We start from the raw sequence: 16,423 nt of genomic DNA, 5'->3' as shown, positions 1-16,423 counted from the left end.
CCGTGTACGGGTGGTGCTATAGTATTGCTTGAGGACAATATTAATTCGACACAACAATCTTTCGGTCCGGTGGAAGCGCGCTACGGGCCGGGGGTTTATTGTGTCAGCTCTAGCAATGACGCCTTTTTACGCCGTTCGACGGTGTTTCCGGAAAGGCTGGCGGATTTTTTTTTGCCCTGCATATTACATATATACAATGAAGGAGTGTCGGATCATGGCTGGTACAAGGCGAAATTATCATCGGAATGAGGGGGCGTTTTGCAAGGGTTGTTGCAGCGCGATCGCCCCCGGGGAGCTGGGGCTGGAATTCAGTCTGCACGTGCCGTTGGCGGGATGGGTGCATCTGACGGCCCATGACGACCCGCTTTGTCTGGCGGAGGCGGCCGGGGCGATGCGCGGCGCGGGCCTCCCGGAGGTCCCGGCCTGCCACGGCTGCGGGCTGGAATTCGGCCCGGGCGAGGCTTGGCTGAGCTATCACAACGGCCGGCGCCGGGTGTGGGTCCATGATGAGCCGGAATGTTTGAAGCAAGCATTGGGGGTGCGGTTCTATGAGGGATGAAACGGTGGGGCGGTTGTCCCGGCATGTGCTGCGGTATGTGGAGGAGGAGTTGGCCAATTACCCGTTGTACCGGACGGCAGCCCGGGAGCTGCGGCTGGATCTGGAGGATCTGCGGCAGCGGGTGAACGGGGCGCGGCTGGACGAGGCGGGGGTGCGGGGCTCGGGGAGCGGCGACCCCGTGGCCGACCGGGCGCTGCGGATCATGCTCCTGGAGGAGCAGTTGCGGCGGAAGGAGGAGCGGGTGCAGCGGATCGAGGCGGGGCTGGCGCTGTTCCGGCCGGAGGAGCGGGAGCTGGTGGAGGCGCGGTATTTCAGCAATGCCGGCCGCAATCATGAGCAGGCTATGATGGAGCTGGGGTTCAGCCGGAGCCGGTACTACCAGATCCGGGAGGCGGCGGCCTATAAGATGGCGGTGGTCCTGGGCCTGGCGGAGTGAGAAGGGAGTTCGGGGTTGGTGGGTTGGAGAGTTCGTGGTTCTTGGTTGGTGGGTTCGTAAGTTCGTAGTTGGTAGGATCTTAAGTTCGTGGTTAGTCGTTAGTCGTTGGTAAGTTCGTGAGTTGGCAAGGTGGCTTAATGACTGAAACAGGACCAAGCTACCAACTCAACCACCAACCACTAACGACCAACGACCAACCACTAACCACGAACCACCAACCACCAACCCAATTCCAGCCATCAATCACTACACAAAGGAGGCATTCCATGCGGGCGCGCAATATTAAACCGGGGTTTTTCAAGAATGACCTGTTGGGAGAGGTGGATCCCCTGGCCCGGCTGTTGTATATCGGGCTGTGGTGTCTGGCCGACCGGGAGGGGCGGCTGGCGGACCGGCCGCGCAAGATCAGGGCGGAGATCCTGCCCTATGACGATTGCGAGGTGGAGGGGCTGCTGGAGGAATTGCACCGGCTGGGGTTTATCCGGCGTTATGCGGTGGACGGCGAATGGTACATCTGGATCCCGGCCTTCCGGGCGCACCAGAATCCCCATCCGCGCGAGGCGGCCAGCGTCATCCCGCCGCCGGAGGGAGCATCCGGCCGCGGAATTTCCACGGCCGGCCCGGCGGATTCTCTGAATCCTGAACCCGGAATCCCGGATCCCGATGACGATCGCCGGCCGGACAGGTCCGGCGGGGGAGGGGATCATGGCGTCGTCGTCGCCGGTACGAATGAGGCTGGCACGGGCGCTGCGGACTGGGCCTCGGCCGTGGCCGATCTGGAGGCGCATTTTCTGGCGGCCGGGGGCAAGCGGACGGCCAATGCCCGGGACCTGGCCGCGATCCGCCAGGCGCTGGCCCTGGCCGGCGGCGACGCGGGGCTGGTCCGGTCGGTGATGGATGAGGCGTTCCGGCTTTTTAAGCCGAAGTTCGCCGCGGACCGGATCGTCTCGTTCGCCTATTTTCTGCCGGTGTTGGAACATCATCTGCAGCGCCGGGCGGAGGCGGCGGCCGCGGGGGCGGGGGCCTCGGGCGGCGCGGCGGAACCGGAATTCGACCCGGAGGCCCGTGCGGCGCTCACGGCGGAACTGCTGCGGCTGTTGGAGGAGTTTCCGGGCGGGGCGGAGGTGGCGGAGAATGGCTGAGCCGGCCGGCGCGGACCGGGTGTTGCCCGGGCGCTTCCGGGAGCGGGCCCGCCGCCGGGTGGAGGAGGATCCCGATCTGGCGCTGCGCTTTGCCCCGGTGCTGCGGGGGTTCGAGCAGTACGGGCTGGCGGCCCGGGTCGGGGAGTACCGCTATCAGTTCGAGGAGGCGTTGCGGGATCTCCTGGCCTGTGTCCGGTGCGAGGGCCGGTGCCGGACCGGGCTGTATATCCCGGGCGGGCTCCCGCTCTATCTGGCGCTGGACCGGGCGGCGATCCGGGCGAGCCGGGAGCGGCTGCCGTATTTCAAGGCGTACCGCTGTCCGGGGGTGGAGGAGCGCAAGCGCCGGATCCGGAAGCTGCTGGTGGCGGGGGAATAAGTCCTCTCGCTCGGCTCTCTCTGCAGCGGGACCATGGCTCCCCTTTCGTAAGACCGCTCGGCGCAGCCCTCATCCCCGGCCCTTCTCCCGGCAGCCGGGAGAAGGGAGTCGAAGCCCGTTATCCTCGCCAATTCGTTCCCAACCCTCTACCGGCCCTTGACGGGAGAGGGTCGGCGCACGCTTTTCGCGCCGGGGTGAGGGCTGCGTCGAACCGGAAAAGTTTGAAGCAGCGAGGGGGACCATGGCCGAACCGCAGCAGGGGTAGAATCACTCATCAAAAAATAAAGGAGGAATCTCAATGTTGCAGACAGTCAAAGAACAGCTGGTCCGGATGGTGCCGGCGGCCGGGGGGCGTTGTTACGGGCCGGAGGAGGTCCCGCCGCTGCCGGCTAAGCCTTTTGTGGTGGTGGCCGAGGTTTTCGAGCATGACCCGGCTTGGAGCGGACTGCGCCGGGTGGTGGCGGTGCGGATCGGCATGGCGCCGGAGACCGGGCCGGCGGAGCGGGCCGAGCTGGCGCTGGCGGTGGAACGGGCCCTGGCGGGGCGGCTTTTGACCGCCGGAGCGGGCTGGGCCGCCACCGGGCTGCGCCTGGGAGCGGGTGCGGGCGAGGCCGAGGACGGCTATGAGCCGCTCTGGGGGGCGGTGGTGCGCGAATTGCGGTTTGGCATGGTCATCCTGCAACCGGCCTGGGATGGCGCGGAGCCGCCGGAAGCCTGGCTGGAAGCGCTGCTGGCGCTCTCCCGGACCGTTTTGGGCGAGGAATGGTCGGTCCAGGCCCATCTCTGGCCGGCCGGGGGCCAGTTGCCGGCGCTGCTCTGGCGGCCGGCGGGCGTCGAGGCGCTGGCCAAGAGCAGCGGCCTCTTCGAGATTCGCAAGGCGTTCCGCGCCGAGTTGCGGGGCAGGAGCGCCGTCGAGCAGCTGGAGGGGGCGGAGCGGCTGGCGGCCGCCCTGGGCCGGGCCGGCAAGCTCCCCTGCGGCGAGAGTCAGCTGCTGGTGAAAGAACCCATCCTCAGCTACCGTCCGGCTGCCGGCGAACCGGCCCGGATCGCGGTGACGCTCAGCCGGACCGCGGCAGCGGCCAAGCTGGCGGAGCTGGGCTGATAGCGCGCCGCCCGGAATGGCGCGGCCGGCTGCATAAAATGGGGATACTTGTTAAAAATAGGAAAAAAGAATCGCTGTATTCGAGGAGATGATAGCCGGTGGGGCGGATGCCGGTGGAGCTGAATTACCAGCTTTTCGCGTTGTTTCTGGTATTGCTGGTGGTGCTGTTCGTGAAGAAGGACCGTTTTATCCCCTTGTTCTGGCCCAGCTTCATCTGGGGGTTTCTGGCGGATGTGGTTTTCGTGATGTTTTTCGGCCGGTGGCTGGGGCTGTTCCAGTGGGTCCGGACCCTGCCCTTTGATTTTTACGGTTCGCCGGTCTGGGTGAATTTCGCCTGGATTCTGGCGATGATGCTCTTCTTCAATTTCCTGCCCAAACGGAACGGAGGCTATGTCCGGCCGCTGTACTTTTTCGCTTTCGCGCTGACCGCCGCGCTGATCGACCAGGTCTTTTACCATATCGGCTTGCTGAAGTACATCCGCTGGAGCCCGTTCTGCCGTTTCGCGACGGTCCTGGTCTGGGAGATCCTCGCCGCCTGGAATTATACCCGGCTGAATCCGGCGGAGTTTCGCGGCCGGCCGGAGCGAGATTCCGGCAAAACTTGAGCGGGCGGCGGCAGGATCCGGGGCTAAAAGGGAGTATAAGTAGATCCAGCGAGAGCTTCTCTCGAAGGAGCCGGAGCAATCCGTCCATGGAATCGACAACAAAGGAGTGTTCGCATGTTTTCCAAGCATGTTTCGGAAGTCCCGGGCACCGAGTTCCCGGCCGGCCGCCTGACCCGGGTGGTCATCGGGCCGCAGTGTGAGATCAAGGCCCGGCACATGGTGCTGGGGCATGTCACCATCTACCCCGGCGGTGCGGTGCCGCTGCACCAGCACGAACAGGAAGAGGTCTACACCGTCATCGCAGGGGAAGGGGAGATCACGGTCGGCGGCGAGACGCGGCCGGTCCGGCCGGTCTCGATGACCTACATCCCGTCCAATCAGCCGCACAGCCTGGTCAATACCGGGACCGCCGATCTGGTAATGCTCTTCGCCTACTCCCCGGCGGGCATCGTCGACCACTGGCAGGAAGAGCTGGAAGGAAAGTTGAAATAAAGGTTCCTCATTTTGGAAAGACGGCGGCGTCCCGCCGTACAAAAGCGGCACGCATCCGATACTTCCAACCCGGCCCGCCGTGGTATAATGGTATCATCGGCAGAGCCGCAAGGCATCCGGAGCCAAAGAAACCAGAACGTCCGTTTTCGAAGAGAACGGGCGTTTTTTCATGCCCGGACTGCGCCCCGGCATGCCGGGAAAGGAGGTGCATCAAACGATGGACAAATTGAAGAATCTGGCGGCCTTCATCGAGGCGGCCCGGCTGATGCTGGCGGGCCTCGCCGCCCACGTCGAGCAGCTCGGCGCCAGGGGCCTGGACGCCGCGTTCCTGACGGCGTTGAGCGCCAAGTATCAGCAGTTGCTGGACTCCCACGAGGAACAGCAAGCGCTCAAGGCCCGGCTGATGGAGAAGACCCAGGAACGCCAGGCGATCCAGCGGGAACTGCTGGACCAGTACAGAGAAGCCCGCAAAACAGTCAAGATCGCCCTGCCCAACGAGACCTGGCGGGAGTTCGGCATCAGCGACCGGTTTTAGGAACTGTCATTCTGTGGCCTCAACACATGCCCGCCGCCAGGGAGGGCGGCGCCGCGGCGTTGATGGCGGATGAAGTCACCGCCGTCGGCAGCGGGGAACGAACCCGGAAGCCGCCGGTAAGGGAGGCCGGCGGCAAAATAGAATGTCCATTTACCTTACCGGTCCAGGGACGGACCGGCAATTGGAGGGGATACCCAAGGGGAAGCATCGTCCCCTTGGGCGGCCGGGTGCAGGGAGTGGCCGACTCACTCCCTGCCCGCCTTCAGGCGGAAACACCCCGGAGTCGACATTCATGAACCGCTGAAAACCTCACGCTGAAGCCCTCGTGGCTCTGGGGTCCACCCCTTATTCTATCTTTCTCCGTTCGGCTGGCATCCGTCCCTGGATGCCTCACACTGAAGCCCTCCTGGCTCTGGCCTCAGGGAGAAACGAACCGTCATTCCGAGGGTCTCTATTCACTGGCGAAGTACATCCCAGGAGCCCCCGCCGCCAGGTCAATGTCGTTAAGCTAACGCGGAAAAACTTGGCTGACGAAATTGAATGCCGACCGGGCGATAAATCACCCGGCTACAAGGTGAAAGGACCTTGAAAGGCCCTAAAAAATGGGAAGAAATACTCTGCTGAAAATTGACCGCGGAAGGGGCTGCGCGGATTTACCTAATCGGTCTAAGGACGGACCGGCCACTCGCGGGGATACCCAAGGGGAAGCATCGTCCCCTTGGGCGGCCGGGTGCAGGGAGTGGCCGAATCACTCCCTGCCCGCCTTCAGGCGGAAACACAGCGGAGGCGACAACGGAGAACCACGAGAAAAAAGGCTCACGCTTTCTATAAGAGTTCTGACGAAGCTCTGTGATGTCGTTGCAGGTCAATGCCCCCACCCATCAGGCAAATTCAGGATTGTAACCCTCCCCCATCACGCTCGAAAAGCACTCGCTATGGGGGAGGGCGAAATAAGCCTAAAAGCTTAACCATTGATGGTTTTAGGCAGCTACGTTCCCTCCCCCATAGCTATCGTTTTTTTAATCGCGTCATGGGGGACCAGAACCAGGAAGGCTCAAGATCCGGCGTCCAGGGTGAGGTTGAAGGAAGAAGATACAAGGTACTGCTCAAAACAGTTTCATCCTCAGAGAAGGGGGCCTATAGCCGCCGGCATTTCTGCCGCCCAATTCCCCAAATGAAATGAGGAAATTGAGGGATAATAAAGCATCTCAAGGAACAACGCGAGATATCCAGAACGCGGCGGGCGGCATGGACCCGGACGCCGATGCCTTTGAAAGCTGTTTCCGAACCGTGCGGGAGGGCAAGAAGATGAACGCTTACGTGCTTGGTTTCGCGGAGATCGATCAAACAAAGCTGATGGAAGTGGGAGGAAAAGGCGCCAACCTTGGGGAGCTCTCCCGGATCGACGGGCTCCGGGTCCCGCCGGGCTTCTGTGTCACCACCGCGGCCTACCGGCGGATCATCGGGCAAACGCCGGAGTTCGGCGCATTGCTGGCCGAACTGTCGCAACAAAGCGCGGACGACCGGGAAAAAATCGGCGCAATCAGCGGCAGGCTTCGCAGCGTCATCAGCGAAGCCGCCATCCCCGGCGCGATCCGGGACGAGATCCTGCGCCATCTCACGAAGCTTGGCGAAGCCAACGCCTATGCGGTGCGTTCCAGCGCCACGGCGGAGGATCTGCCCTCGGCCTCCTTCGCCGGCCAGCAGGACACCTATTTGAATATCCGGGGCAGCGACGCGGTCTTGCGCGCCATCCGCCAGTGCTGGGCCTCGCTCTTTACCGACCGGGCCGTGATCTACCGGATGCAAAACGGCTTCGACCACAGTGAAGTCTATCTGGCCGTGGTGGTTCAGCGCATGGTGTTTCCGCAGGCCGCGGGGATCCTGTTTACGGCCGATCCGGTCAGTTCCAACCGCAAAGTCCTGTCCATCGACGCCGGCTTCGGGCTGGGCGAGGCGCTGGTCTCGGGCCTGGTGAACGCCGACAATTACAAGGTGCGGGAGGGCCGCATCGTCGACCGCAAGATCGCCGCCAAAAAACTGGCCATCGCTCCCGCAGCCGCAGGCGGGACCGGGGCGCGGGAGATCGAGCCCGAACTGCAGGAGGTCCAGACGCTGACCGACGGCCAGATTTTGCAGCTTGAGCGGATCGGCCGGACGATCGAGGGGCATTTCGGCTGCCCGCAGGATATCGAATGGTGCCTTGCGGAAGAGGAGTTTTTTATCGTCCAAAGCCGCCCCATCACCACTCTTTTTCCCATTCCGGAGCATGACGGCGGGAACCGGATCTATGCCTCCCTGGGTCACCAGCAGATGATGACCGATGCCATCAAACCCTTGGGGCTATCCTTTTTCCGGCTCTTATCCAAGAAGGTCCCGCTCTATGATGCCGGCGGAAGACTGTTCTTCGACTTGAGCCATGATCTGGCCTCGCCGCTCGGGCGGCAGCTCATCTTCAAAACCTGGGGCAAGGCCGACCCCGCCATGCTGAACGCCATCGAGAGCTTAATGGAGCGCCAAGAGTTCAGGCGATCCCTGGCGCGCGGCCGGCGCTATATCAGGATGGGCACCGAGGGAATGACCTGGGACCTGCCCGTGCAGGCGTTGAAGGTCTATCTTCAAAACGATACCGGGGTCATTGACGAACTCGTTTCCCAGAACGAGCTCTCCCTCCAAAAGCTGCGGCAAGCGATCGTCAAGCGTTCCGGCACGGCACTTTTTCCCTTCATTTTGGAAGACCTTGAGCAATTTAAGAAAATCATGTATGATCCGCGGGGCATGGGCGTGATCCTCGTCGGGCTGTATGCGGCCAACTGGATCAATAAGCATATGGAAACATGGCTCGGCGAAAAGAGCGCCGCCGACACGCTCGCCCAATCGGTGCCCAACAACATTACCTCCGAGATGGGCCTGGCGCTGTTGGACGTGGCGGACGTCGTCCGGCAATATCCGGCGGTGATGGAATATTTCCAGCATGCCAGCGACGAGCGCTTCTTCGAGGAACTGGCCCCTTTGGAAGGCGGAGCGGCGGTGCAGCGCGCCTTAGAGGGTTTCCTCGACCAATACGGAATGCGCTGTCCCGGGGAGATCGATATCACCCGGCCCCGCTGGAGCGAGAAACCGACGGCCCTGATTCCCGCGATCCTCAGCAACATTAAGAATTGCGCACCAAACGCCGCCAGCGTCAAGTTTGAACAGGGACGGCTGGAGGCGGAGCGGAAAGAGCGGGACCTGGTAAGCCGCTTGGAAAAATTGCCCGGCGGCAAGCGAAAGGCCCGGAAGACCCGGCGGATGATTAGCTTGTTGCGCCATTTCATCGGCTATCGGGAATACCCCAAGTATACCTTCATCCAACGGTACTGGATCTATAAACAGGCGCTGTTGCAGGAGGCCGCCAAGCTCGTGCGGAACGGGCTCATCCGGGAGAAGGAGGATGTCTACTATCTTGCCTTTGACGAATTCCGGGAGGCCGTTCGCACCAACCGCTTGGACTACCGGGTGATCGCCGAGCGGAAAGCGCAGTACCAAGGCTATGAAAAGCTGACCCCGCCGCGGGTGCTGACCTCCGAGGGCGAGAATGTAGCGGGCGCCTACCGCACCGGCCATCTCCCGCCGGGCGCTTTGCCGGGCATCCCCGTCTCGGCCGGGGTCATCGAAGGCCGCGCCCGGGTGGTATTAAAAATGGCGGACGCGGTGATCGAAAATGGCGACATCCTGGTGACCGTCTTCACCGATCCCAGCTGGACGCCGGTGTTTGTATCCGTGAAAGGCCTGGTGACGGAAGTGGGCGGGATGATGACCCACGGCGCCGTGATCGCCAGGGAGTACGGCCTTCCCGCGGTGGTCGGCGTGGACAACGCCACCAAGTTCATCCGGGACGGACAGCGAATCCGGGTCAACGGAACGGAAGGATATGTGGAACTGCTATAAATGCCATTCCCAGACTTCATAGGGATAGAAAAAGCCCGGCGTAGAGGCCGGGCTTTCATATAGATAAGTTATAGAAGCAACTTCGCCGATATTCTGGCCCGCAGTGACTGCGTGCCGGCGAGACGTGGTTTTTACTCCCTGGGTTCCGGTCCCTGCGGGGCCCGACCGGGTTCTGCGGCTCCCCTCCCGGGTTTCGGAGCAGCCATCATCAACTCTTGCAGCTGTTTCTGCTGTTCGGGCGCTAACACCGCATGAATCTGATCCAGCATCGCCCGTTCCGCAATCCTGATCTTCACCCGCGCGGCAGCGCTTTCAAGCTCTTTGCCTTCAATCGCCTTGGGGTCCAACTTCTTCTCACTCCATAATTGCCGCAACTGGATCTCGTTCTTCTGGATCAAAAAGTGCAGCGGTTGCACGGATTTCTCAAAATTCTGCCGGATCTCCAGGACTTTCATTTGTTGTTCAAAGGATAGATTCAGACGGTCCAACCAATCGCCTCTCCGGGGTCCGCACTTCGGCCGTTCCATATCCGGCGCCGGTCCTTCCGGCCGTTCCATTTGAGCTTGAGATCCCGGGGGAGGCGGCGTTTGCGCATCAGGACCCTTAGCAACCGCCGCCAATGAGACGGATCCGACTAACAGCGCCAGCGTAAGAAGGATGAAACCGAGTTTTTTCATTCCGCTCAACTCCTTTAATAATTGAATTCAACTTCAGGATAATCCTTCCGTGTGTCGATTCTGTGTGGAATTGATGGCAGAATGATGTTTTTATGGCTGGAAAATCCTTAGAAACCATGGGATCGTCCTCAGCCGGATTCGATTGATATTTTGCCATACAAAAACGGCATTTCATCGCAGGTTTTTTATGGTATAATATGGATAATCGGGGCTTGATTTACTGGAGAGTCCGTCGAAAACCGACGGACTCTTGTTACAGGAATCGGGTTCTTGCGGATGCCTCAATTATAAGCTCCGATATGGCGGTACCGCTGATGTAATACGATCCGAAAATTCATGAGCCAATGGAGATGGGATGATGAGAGTGAAAAACGTAGCCGGTGCACCTCTCGCGGGTGCTTTTGGTGGAAACTCATGACATACAATCCGAATATCCATCACCGCCGGTCGATTCGATTAAAGGGTTATGATTATTCATCACCGGGAATGTATTTTATTACGGTTTGTATTCAGAACAGAGAACGTCATTTATTCGGAAAAATCGATCACGGGAAAATGGTACCCAATCATTTTGGTGAAATCATTCAGGAACAATGGCATTTGATCCCGAATCGATTCAGTCATGTTACGATTGACGAATTTGTCGTGATGCCCAATCACATCCACGGCATTTTGCATTTCGTAGGGGCACCCCTTGCGGGTGCCCCATGCCAAAACGGTGCCCCATGCCAAAACGGTGCCCCATGCCAAAACGGTGCCCCATGCCAAAACGGTGCCCCATGCCAAAACGGTGCCCCATGCCAAAACGGTGCCGGTGCCCCATGCCAAAACGGTGCCCCATGCCAAAACGGTGCCCCATGCCAAAACGGTGCCCCATGCCAAAACGGTGCCCCATGCCAAAACGGTGCCCCGTGCCAAAACGGTGCCCCGTGCCAAAACGGTGCCCCGAACCAAAACGGTGCCCCGAACCAAAACGGTGCCCCGTGCCAAAACGGTGCCCCATGCCAAAACGGTGCCCCATGCCAAAACGGTGCCCCATGCCAAAACGGTGCCCCGAGCCAAAACGGTGCCCCGAGCCAAAACGGTGCCCCGAACCAAAACGGTGCCCCGAACCAAAACGGTGCCCCGAACCAAAACGGTGCCCCATGCCAAAACGGTGCCCACGGACCAACGAATACCCATGTCAATGCGCATACCCATGACCGAAATATCATACCCGCAAGGGCGACCGCGAGGGTCGCCCCTACCCAAACACCCGACACGATGCAACCGACGGTTGGGGATGTCGTCGGGGCATATAAATCGTTATGTATCCATGAATGTTTGCAATGGATAAAATCCAATGAACCGCAATTTAGATTAGGAACCTTGTGGCAACGTAATTATTGGGAACATATTATCCGAAACGAGCAGGAATTCAATAGGATTCGTGAATACATCCGGAATAATCCCCTAAAATGGGAAACGGATAGTTTATATGGTTGATAAAAGTTTAGGGACATGAGTCCTCCCTTACCTTTGGCTTCATTCGGATAGTTCCGGGCTGACTTATCCGGCAGGATTCTGTCTTCTTTTGCCGAAAAATTTTCCGAATGAATTTTGGATAGGAGCATCCCATGAAAATATTGCACACCTCCGACTGGCACCTCGGCAAAACGCTGGAGAACCGGGACCGGTTGCCGGAGCAACGCGAGGTCCTGGACGAGGTCTGCCGGATCGCCGAGGCGCGGGCGGTCGATCTGGTCCTGGTCAGCGGCGACATCTTTGATACCTATGTTCCCCCGGCTGCGGCGGAGGAACTTTTTTATGACGCGGTGGAACGGCTGGCCGCCGGGGGACATCGGGCGGTGGTGATCATCGCCGGCAACCATGATAGCCCGGACCGGCTCTGCGCGGCCCGGCCCCTGGCCGACCGGAACGGCATCATCCTGCTGGGCCTGCCGGGGAGCCAGGCCGGACTCACCGCCACCGCGGCCGGGATCCGGGTGGTCCGGTCGGGCCCGGGCTGGCTGGAGCTAGCCCTCCCCGATGTCGCCGAACACGCCGTGATCATTGCCCTGCCCTATCCGTCCGAGGCCCGGCTCGATGAGGCGCTGGCCGAGAGTTTGGACGAGGAGCTGCTGCAACAGGCCTACTCGGCCAAGGTCGGCCGGATCTTTCAGGAGCTGGCGGGGCAGTTCCGGCCGGACACCGTCAACCTGGCGCTGAGCCATCTCTTCGTGATGGGCGGCGAGGGTTCCGACTCGGAGCGCCCGATCCAGCTGGGCGGGGCGTTGACGGTGACCCCGGACCAGTTGCCGGGGGACGCCCATTACGTGGCCCTGGGCCACCTGCACAAGCCGCAGCGGGCGCCGGGCTTCAAGGGCGCGGCGTATTACGCCGGTTCGCTCTTGCAGTATAGTTTCTCGGAGAGCGGTTGCCAGAAGGCGGTCTTTCTGATCGAGGCCCGGCCGGAAGCGCCGGCCGCGGTCGAGAAGGTGCCGTTAGCGAGCGGCCGGCCGCTGGTCCGCTGGGTGGCGAAGGAAGGGGTGGCCGAGGCGGTTGCCTGGTGCCAGTCCGGCCGGGACCCGGGGGCCTGGATTGACCTGGAGATCTGGGTGGACGGGCCGCTTTCCCAGGAGGAGATTAAGACCCTGCGTAACGCGCGGCCGGAGCTCATCGGCATCCGGCCGGTGATCGTCAATCCGGCTGACCCGGCCGGAGCCGAGGAGAGCCGGCTGGCCAAGCCGCTGCCGGAGCTGTTCGCCGGATTTTACCAGGCGAGGACCGGCGTGCCGCCCAAGCCGGAGCTGCTCGACTATTTCCTGGAGATCGCCGCCGGGGACCCGGGGCGGGCGGAGGAACGAAGCGCGGGAGGTGAGCCGGATGCGACCGCTTAGGGTAGCCATCGAGGGTTTACATAGTTTCAAGGAACGGCAGGAAGTGGACTTCGCCGAGCTGGCCGGGGCGGGATTGTTCGGAATCTTCGGCCCCACCGGCAGCGGCAAGTCGACCATTCTCGACGCGATCACCCTGGCCCTGTACGGCTCGGTGAAACGGGCCGCCAAGAATACCCAAGGGATCCTCAACAGCCAGAAAGACCGGCTGGAAGTGGCCTTCACCTTCGCCATCGGGCCGGCGGAGGACCGGCGCAGCTACCGGGTCGAGCGGAGCTTCCGGCGGAATAAAGAAAAACGGGACTCGGTGACGGCCGGGGTCTGCCGTCTTATCGAACTGGGAGCGGGCGGGGAAACGATCCTGGCGGACGGACCGACCGAGGTCACCCGCAGGGTCGAGGAGATCATCGGTTTGACCATGGAGGACTTCACCCGCTCGGTGGTATTGCCCCAGGGGGAGTTTTCGCAGTTTTTGAAGCTGCGCGACGCCGACCGGGTGCGGATGATGGAGCGCATCTTCGCCCTGGCCGAATACGGCAGCAAGCTGAGCGAGAAGGTCAAGGGGGAGCGGGAGCGGCTCGGCGCGGAGCTGGACCGGGTGGACGGGATCCTGCGCGAGCTGGGCAATGTCTCCGGCGAAACCCTGCAGCAACTCCGGGAGGAGCTGGAGCGGAAGGAAACGGAACGCCGGGCGATCGTGGTCCGCGCCGAAGCGGTGGAACGGGATTACGCGAGAGTGGCTGCGCTCTGGCAGCTCCAAGAGGAGTTGGAGCGGTTGCGCCAGGCCGAGCGGGAACACCTGCGGGAGCAGGACGCCCACCGGGAGCGTTGCGGGATCCTGCGCCGCGCCGAGGCGGCCGAGGCGGTCCGGCCCTATGACGAAGCTCAGCGGCGGGCTGCCGCCGCCTGCCAGGACGGCCGGCGCGAGCTGGAGGCCGCGGCCGCGCTGTATGAGGCGGAGGAGGCGCGCCATGGCCGTTTGGCGGCGGCCCTAAACGCCGCCGAAACCGCTTTCCGGGAAGGACAGCCGGAGTGGATCGCCCGGCAGGCGCGGCTCCGGCCGTTGGTGGCCGAAACGGCGGAGCTGCGGCGGAAGGAGGAGGACCTGGCGGCGCTGGTCGCGGAGCAGAACGGGTTGGCGGCGCGGGTCGCCGAGCATCAGAGCCGTTTGGCCAAGGGCGAAAAGTACAAGGCGGAGAAGGAGGCGGACCGGAAACGGCTGGAGGCGGAGCTGGCCGGCTTGACGGTCCCCGTCGAGCTGCGGGAGCGGGTTCAGACCGGGGTGCGCCTGGAACAGGAGTACGTCAACCGAAAGGCGGAGGTCGCCAAGCTGAGCGCGGCGCGAACCGATGAGGCAGCGAGCCGGGATGCTCTGGCGGAGCGGTTGACGGCGGAACGGACCGCTTTGGCGGAAGTGCTGGAACGGACCGGCCGGCTGGAGACGGACCGGGCCGGGCATGCCCGGGCCAAACCGGGCGACCTAAGCAGTTACGCCGCTGAGCGGGAACGGCTGAGCCATTTGGAACGGCAACTGGATGCTTTGTCGGCGTTGTCGGCTGCCATTCAAGCGGGCCAGGACGAGCTGGACGGCCTGGATGAGCGGCTGCGGGAATATGAACGGCGCTTGGAAGAGGGGCGGACCCGGAGCGCGGAATGGGAGCGCCGGTCGGCCGGTCTGGAGACGGAACGGCAGCGCCGTCAGGCCGCGCTGCAAGAGCATGAAACCGCCAACGCCGCGGCGGTCCTGGCGGCGGGCCTCGCCGCGGGGACTCCCTGCCCGGTTTGCGGTTCGGCGCATCATCCGCACCCGGCGGCCGGCCTCGATCCGGCGGCATTGGAACGGGAGCGGGCCGAACTGGCGGAGCTCGAAACTCAGCTGGAACGGCTGCGGCAGGCCGCCGACCAACTGAACCGGGAAATGCTGCAGCATCAGACCCGGCGGGCGGGCGACGCGGAACAACAGGCCAAGCTCCGGGAGAAGCAGCAGGCGGCGTTGGAACAATGGACGGAGCTTCAAGCGGGCTTGCCCGCCGTCTGGGCCGGCCAGCCTTCCGAGCGCTGGCCGGAGTTGTTGCAATTCGAAAAAGAACGCCTGCAGGCGCTCCATGAAGCCATCGCCGCCTGGGAGAAGCGGGACGGCGAATGGGAGCGGGAACTGGCCGGGCTGCGGCAGCAACGGCTGGAGCGGGAGCGGGTCGTGGCCCAGCTCGGTGCGGAACTGGATGCCTGCCGGAACGGCCTGGACCGCCTGGAACGGGAACTGGCCGGAGCCCAAGACGCCTCGGCGGGCCTGGCGGCCGAGTATGAAGCCCTCCGCGCCGCGCTGGGCCTGAGCGCCGGATTCGTGGAGCGATCGCAACAGATCTCCGCTCAGGATAAAGCCTCGGAGGAAGGCCGCAAGAAGCTGGCCGTCATCGCGGGGGAACTGGAAAAAGCCGGGCAGCTTTATGAAAAGCTCCAAACCGAGCTGGATACGGCCCGCGCCGAATGGACCGGCCGGGAAGCGGACCGCCGGAATCTGGAGCGGGAGCTTCAGGAGCGCCAGGACAGGCTGCGCGCGGTCACCGGCGGCCGGCCGGTCGAGATTTTGCTGGCCGAGGCCGAGGGGGCCCTGGCGTTGCTGGAGCGGAACCGGACGGAGGCCAAAACGGCCTACGAAGCCTCCCGGGAAAGCTTGCAGGCCTTGGCCAACCGGCGCTCCGCCGCGCTGCAGCGGCAGGAATCGGCCCAAGCGGCGCTGGACCATGCCGGAGCGGCGCTCAACGAGCAGCTGTCGGCTCACGGTTTCGAATCCGCCGCGGCGTTCGCGGCGGCGCTGCGGACAACGGCCGAACGGGAACAGCTCAAAGCGGCCTGCGCCGCCTTTGAGGATGCCGCCAAAAAGCTGGCGGCCCAGATCGAGCAGAACCTGGCCAAGCTGGACGGCCAAACCGTTCCTCCCGAAGCCTGGGCGGAGATCCAGGCGGTCCGGGGCCAGGCCGGAGCGGCCAAGGAACGGATCGCCGGCGAGATCGGGGGACTGGAGTCCACCCTGGCCAATATGGCCGCCAAATATGAGCGGATCCGCCAGTATCAAAAGGACCGCGGACGGCTGGCCGGCCGCAAGGCGCAGGCCGACGAGATGCACCGCCTGCTGCAGGGCGACGCCTTTGTGGCCTACATCGCCGAGGAGCATCTGCGCTATATCTTGCAGGACGCTTCGGGACGGTTGCAAAACCTGACCAACGGCCGGTACCTGTTGAAGCTGGACGAAAACAAGGACTTCATCATCTGCGACAACGGCAACGGCGGCCTGGCCCGGCCGGTCAGCTCGCTCTCGGGCGGCGAAACGTTCCTGGTCTCGCTGGCGCTGGCCCTGGCGCTGTCCGCCAAGATTCAGCTGAATGGGCGCAATCCGCTGGAATTCTTCTTCCTCGACGAAGGCTTTGGCACGCTCGATCCCGGCCTGCTGGAAGTGGTGCTGGACTCGTTGGAGCGGCTCAGACAGGAGCATTTGGTGATCGGCCTCATCAGCCACCTGCCGGAGCTGCGCAACCGGATCCCGCGGCGGTTGATCATCCGCCCGGCCGGCCTGGACGGAGCCGGCAGCCAGGTCCGGGTGGAACGGGGTTGATCCCGGCCCGGCCTGCCGCACAGCGCCGAGAGCCGCCTAATTAACTTCTTGTTTACCGTTCATTGGCTTGCGGCGGTACG

General features: G+C 62.8%; 13 protein-coding genes. 11 read left to right on the top strand and 2 right to left on the bottom strand.

Features of this window, described 5'->3' with window-relative positions; genetic code table 11:
• Positions 1-214: 214 nt before the first annotated feature.
• From EDC14_RS00785 to ppsA, 9 genes are all read left to right on the top strand, one after another.
• Positions 215-559, top strand: a complete 345-nt coding sequence (locus EDC14_RS00785; protein WP_132012275.1) for a hypothetical protein — start codon at positions 215-217, stop codon at positions 557-559.
• A complete protein-coding gene (locus tag EDC14_RS00780) occupies positions 549-995 on the top strand; it encodes a hypothetical protein (protein WP_132012274.1) in 447 nt (148 codons plus the stop codon). The genes EDC14_RS00785 and EDC14_RS00780 overlap by 11 nt, the downstream gene beginning before the upstream one ends.
• A 266-nt stretch (positions 996-1,261) precedes the next feature.
• On the top strand, positions 1,262-2,137 hold the full coding sequence (locus EDC14_RS00775) for a hypothetical protein (RefSeq protein ID WP_132012273.1): 876 nt from the start codon (positions 1,262-1,264) through the stop codon (positions 2,135-2,137).
• Positions 2,130-2,513: a hypothetical protein gene (locus tag EDC14_RS00770; protein ID WP_132012272.1), complete on the top strand. Its 384-nt coding sequence runs from the start codon at positions 2,130-2,132 to the stop codon at positions 2,511-2,513. The genes EDC14_RS00775 and EDC14_RS00770 overlap by 8 nt, the downstream gene beginning before the upstream one ends.
• A 298-nt stretch (positions 2,514-2,811) precedes the next feature.
• Complete coding sequence (locus EDC14_RS00765) at positions 2,812-3,615, top strand: hypothetical protein (protein WP_132012271.1); 804 nt, start codon at positions 2,812-2,814, stop codon at positions 3,613-3,615.
• A 98-nt stretch (positions 3,616-3,713) separates the two neighbouring features.
• Positions 3,714-4,220, top strand: coding sequence for a hypothetical protein (locus EDC14_RS00760; protein WP_132012270.1), 507 nt, complete (start codon positions 3,714-3,716; stop codon positions 4,218-4,220).
• A gap of 114 nt (positions 4,221-4,334) precedes the next feature.
• Entirely contained in the window at positions 4,335-4,712 is a 378-nt protein-coding gene (locus EDC14_RS00755) for a cupin domain-containing protein (RefSeq protein WP_132012269.1), read from the top strand.
• A 217-nt stretch (positions 4,713-4,929) separates the two neighbouring features.
• The gene (locus EDC14_RS00750) at positions 4,930-5,247 is read left to right on the top strand and encodes a hypothetical protein (RefSeq protein WP_132012268.1); all 318 of its coding nucleotides are present in this window, start codon (positions 4,930-4,932) and stop codon (positions 5,245-5,247) included.
• 1,308 nt (positions 5,248-6,555) lie between these two features.
• Positions 6,556-9,177, top strand: a complete 2,622-nt coding sequence (gene ppsA / locus EDC14_RS00745) for a phosphoenolpyruvate synthase (RefSeq protein ID WP_132012267.1) — start codon at positions 6,556-6,558, stop codon at positions 9,175-9,177.
• 131 nt (positions 9,178-9,308) lie between these two features.
• Here the strand turns inward: ppsA and EDC14_RS00740 are convergent, their stop codons facing one another.
• Together EDC14_RS00740 and EDC14_RS00735 are read right to left on the bottom strand one after the other, a co-directional pair.
• Positions 9,309-9,854: a Spy/CpxP family protein refolding chaperone gene (locus tag EDC14_RS00740; RefSeq protein WP_132012266.1), complete on the bottom strand. Its 546-nt coding sequence runs from the start codon at positions 9,852-9,854 to the stop codon at positions 9,309-9,311.
• 528 nt (positions 9,855-10,382) lie between these two features.
• Positions 10,383-11,054 carry a bactofilin family protein gene (locus EDC14_RS00735; RefSeq protein ID WP_132012265.1) on the bottom strand — a complete coding sequence of 224 codons (672 nt, stop codon included), beginning with the start codon at positions 11,052-11,054 and terminating at the stop codon, positions 10,383-10,385.
• A gap of 416 nt (positions 11,055-11,470) precedes the next feature.
• On the opposite strand from EDC14_RS00735, the gene EDC14_RS00730 reads away from it, so the two are divergent.
• Together EDC14_RS00730 and EDC14_RS00725 are read left to right on the top strand one after the other, a co-directional pair.
• Complete coding sequence (locus EDC14_RS00730) at positions 11,471-12,733, top strand: metallophosphoesterase family protein (RefSeq protein WP_132012264.1); 1,263 nt, start codon at positions 11,471-11,473, stop codon at positions 12,731-12,733.
• Complete coding sequence (locus tag EDC14_RS00725; protein ID WP_132012263.1) at positions 12,720-16,343, top strand: AAA family ATPase; 3,624 nt, start codon at positions 12,720-12,722, stop codon at positions 16,341-16,343. The genes EDC14_RS00730 and EDC14_RS00725 overlap by 14 nt, the downstream gene beginning before the upstream one ends.
• Positions 16,344-16,423: the final 80 nt, after the last annotated feature.

Source organism: Hydrogenispora ethanolica (genome assembly GCF_004340685.1).
Lineage (GTDB): Bacteria > Bacillota > UBA4882 > UBA8346 > UBA8346 > Hydrogenispora > Hydrogenispora ethanolica.
This window is presented reverse-complemented; position numbering and strand designations above follow the sequence as displayed.

What these genes read in the sequence shown, in the direction of transcription:
- EDC14_RS00785 (WP_132012275.1), top strand. Translation starts at nt 215, where the DNA reads ATGGCTGGTACAAGGCGAAATTATCATCGGAATGAGGGGGCGTTTTGC.
- EDC14_RS00780 (WP_132012274.1), top strand. Translation starts at nt 549, where the DNA reads ATGAGGGATGAAACGGTGGGGCGGTTGTCCCGGCATGTGCTGCGGTAT.
- EDC14_RS00775 (WP_132012273.1), top strand. Translation starts at nt 1,262, where the DNA reads ATGCGGGCGCGCAATATTAAACCGGGGTTTTTCAAGAATGACCTGTTG.
- EDC14_RS00770 (WP_132012272.1), top strand. Translation starts at nt 2,130, where the DNA reads ATGGCTGAGCCGGCCGGCGCGGACCGGGTGTTGCCCGGGCGCTTCCGG.
- EDC14_RS00765 (WP_132012271.1), top strand. Translation starts at nt 2,812, where the DNA reads ATGTTGCAGACAGTCAAAGAACAGCTGGTCCGGATGGTGCCGGCGGCC.
- EDC14_RS00755 (WP_132012269.1), top strand. Translation starts at nt 4,335, where the DNA reads ATGTTTTCCAAGCATGTTTCGGAAGTCCCGGGCACCGAGTTCCCGGCC.
- EDC14_RS00750 (WP_132012268.1), top strand. Translation starts at nt 4,930, where the DNA reads ATGGACAAATTGAAGAATCTGGCGGCCTTCATCGAGGCGGCCCGGCTG.
- ppsA (WP_132012267.1), top strand. Translation starts at nt 6,556, where the DNA reads ATGAACGCTTACGTGCTTGGTTTCGCGGAGATCGATCAAACAAAGCTG.
- EDC14_RS00740 (WP_132012266.1), bottom strand. Translation starts at nt 9,854, where the DNA reads ATGAAAAAACTCGGTTTCATCCTTCTTACGCTGGCGCTGTTAGTCGGA.
- EDC14_RS00735 (WP_132012265.1), bottom strand. Translation starts at nt 11,054, where the DNA reads ATGGGTATGCGCATTGACATGGGTATTCGTTGGTCCGTGGGCACCGTT.
- EDC14_RS00730 (WP_132012264.1), top strand. Translation starts at nt 11,471, where the DNA reads ATGAAAATATTGCACACCTCCGACTGGCACCTCGGCAAAACGCTGGAG.
- EDC14_RS00725 (WP_132012263.1), top strand. Translation starts at nt 12,720, where the DNA reads ATGCGACCGCTTAGGGTAGCCATCGAGGGTTTACATAGTTTCAAGGAA.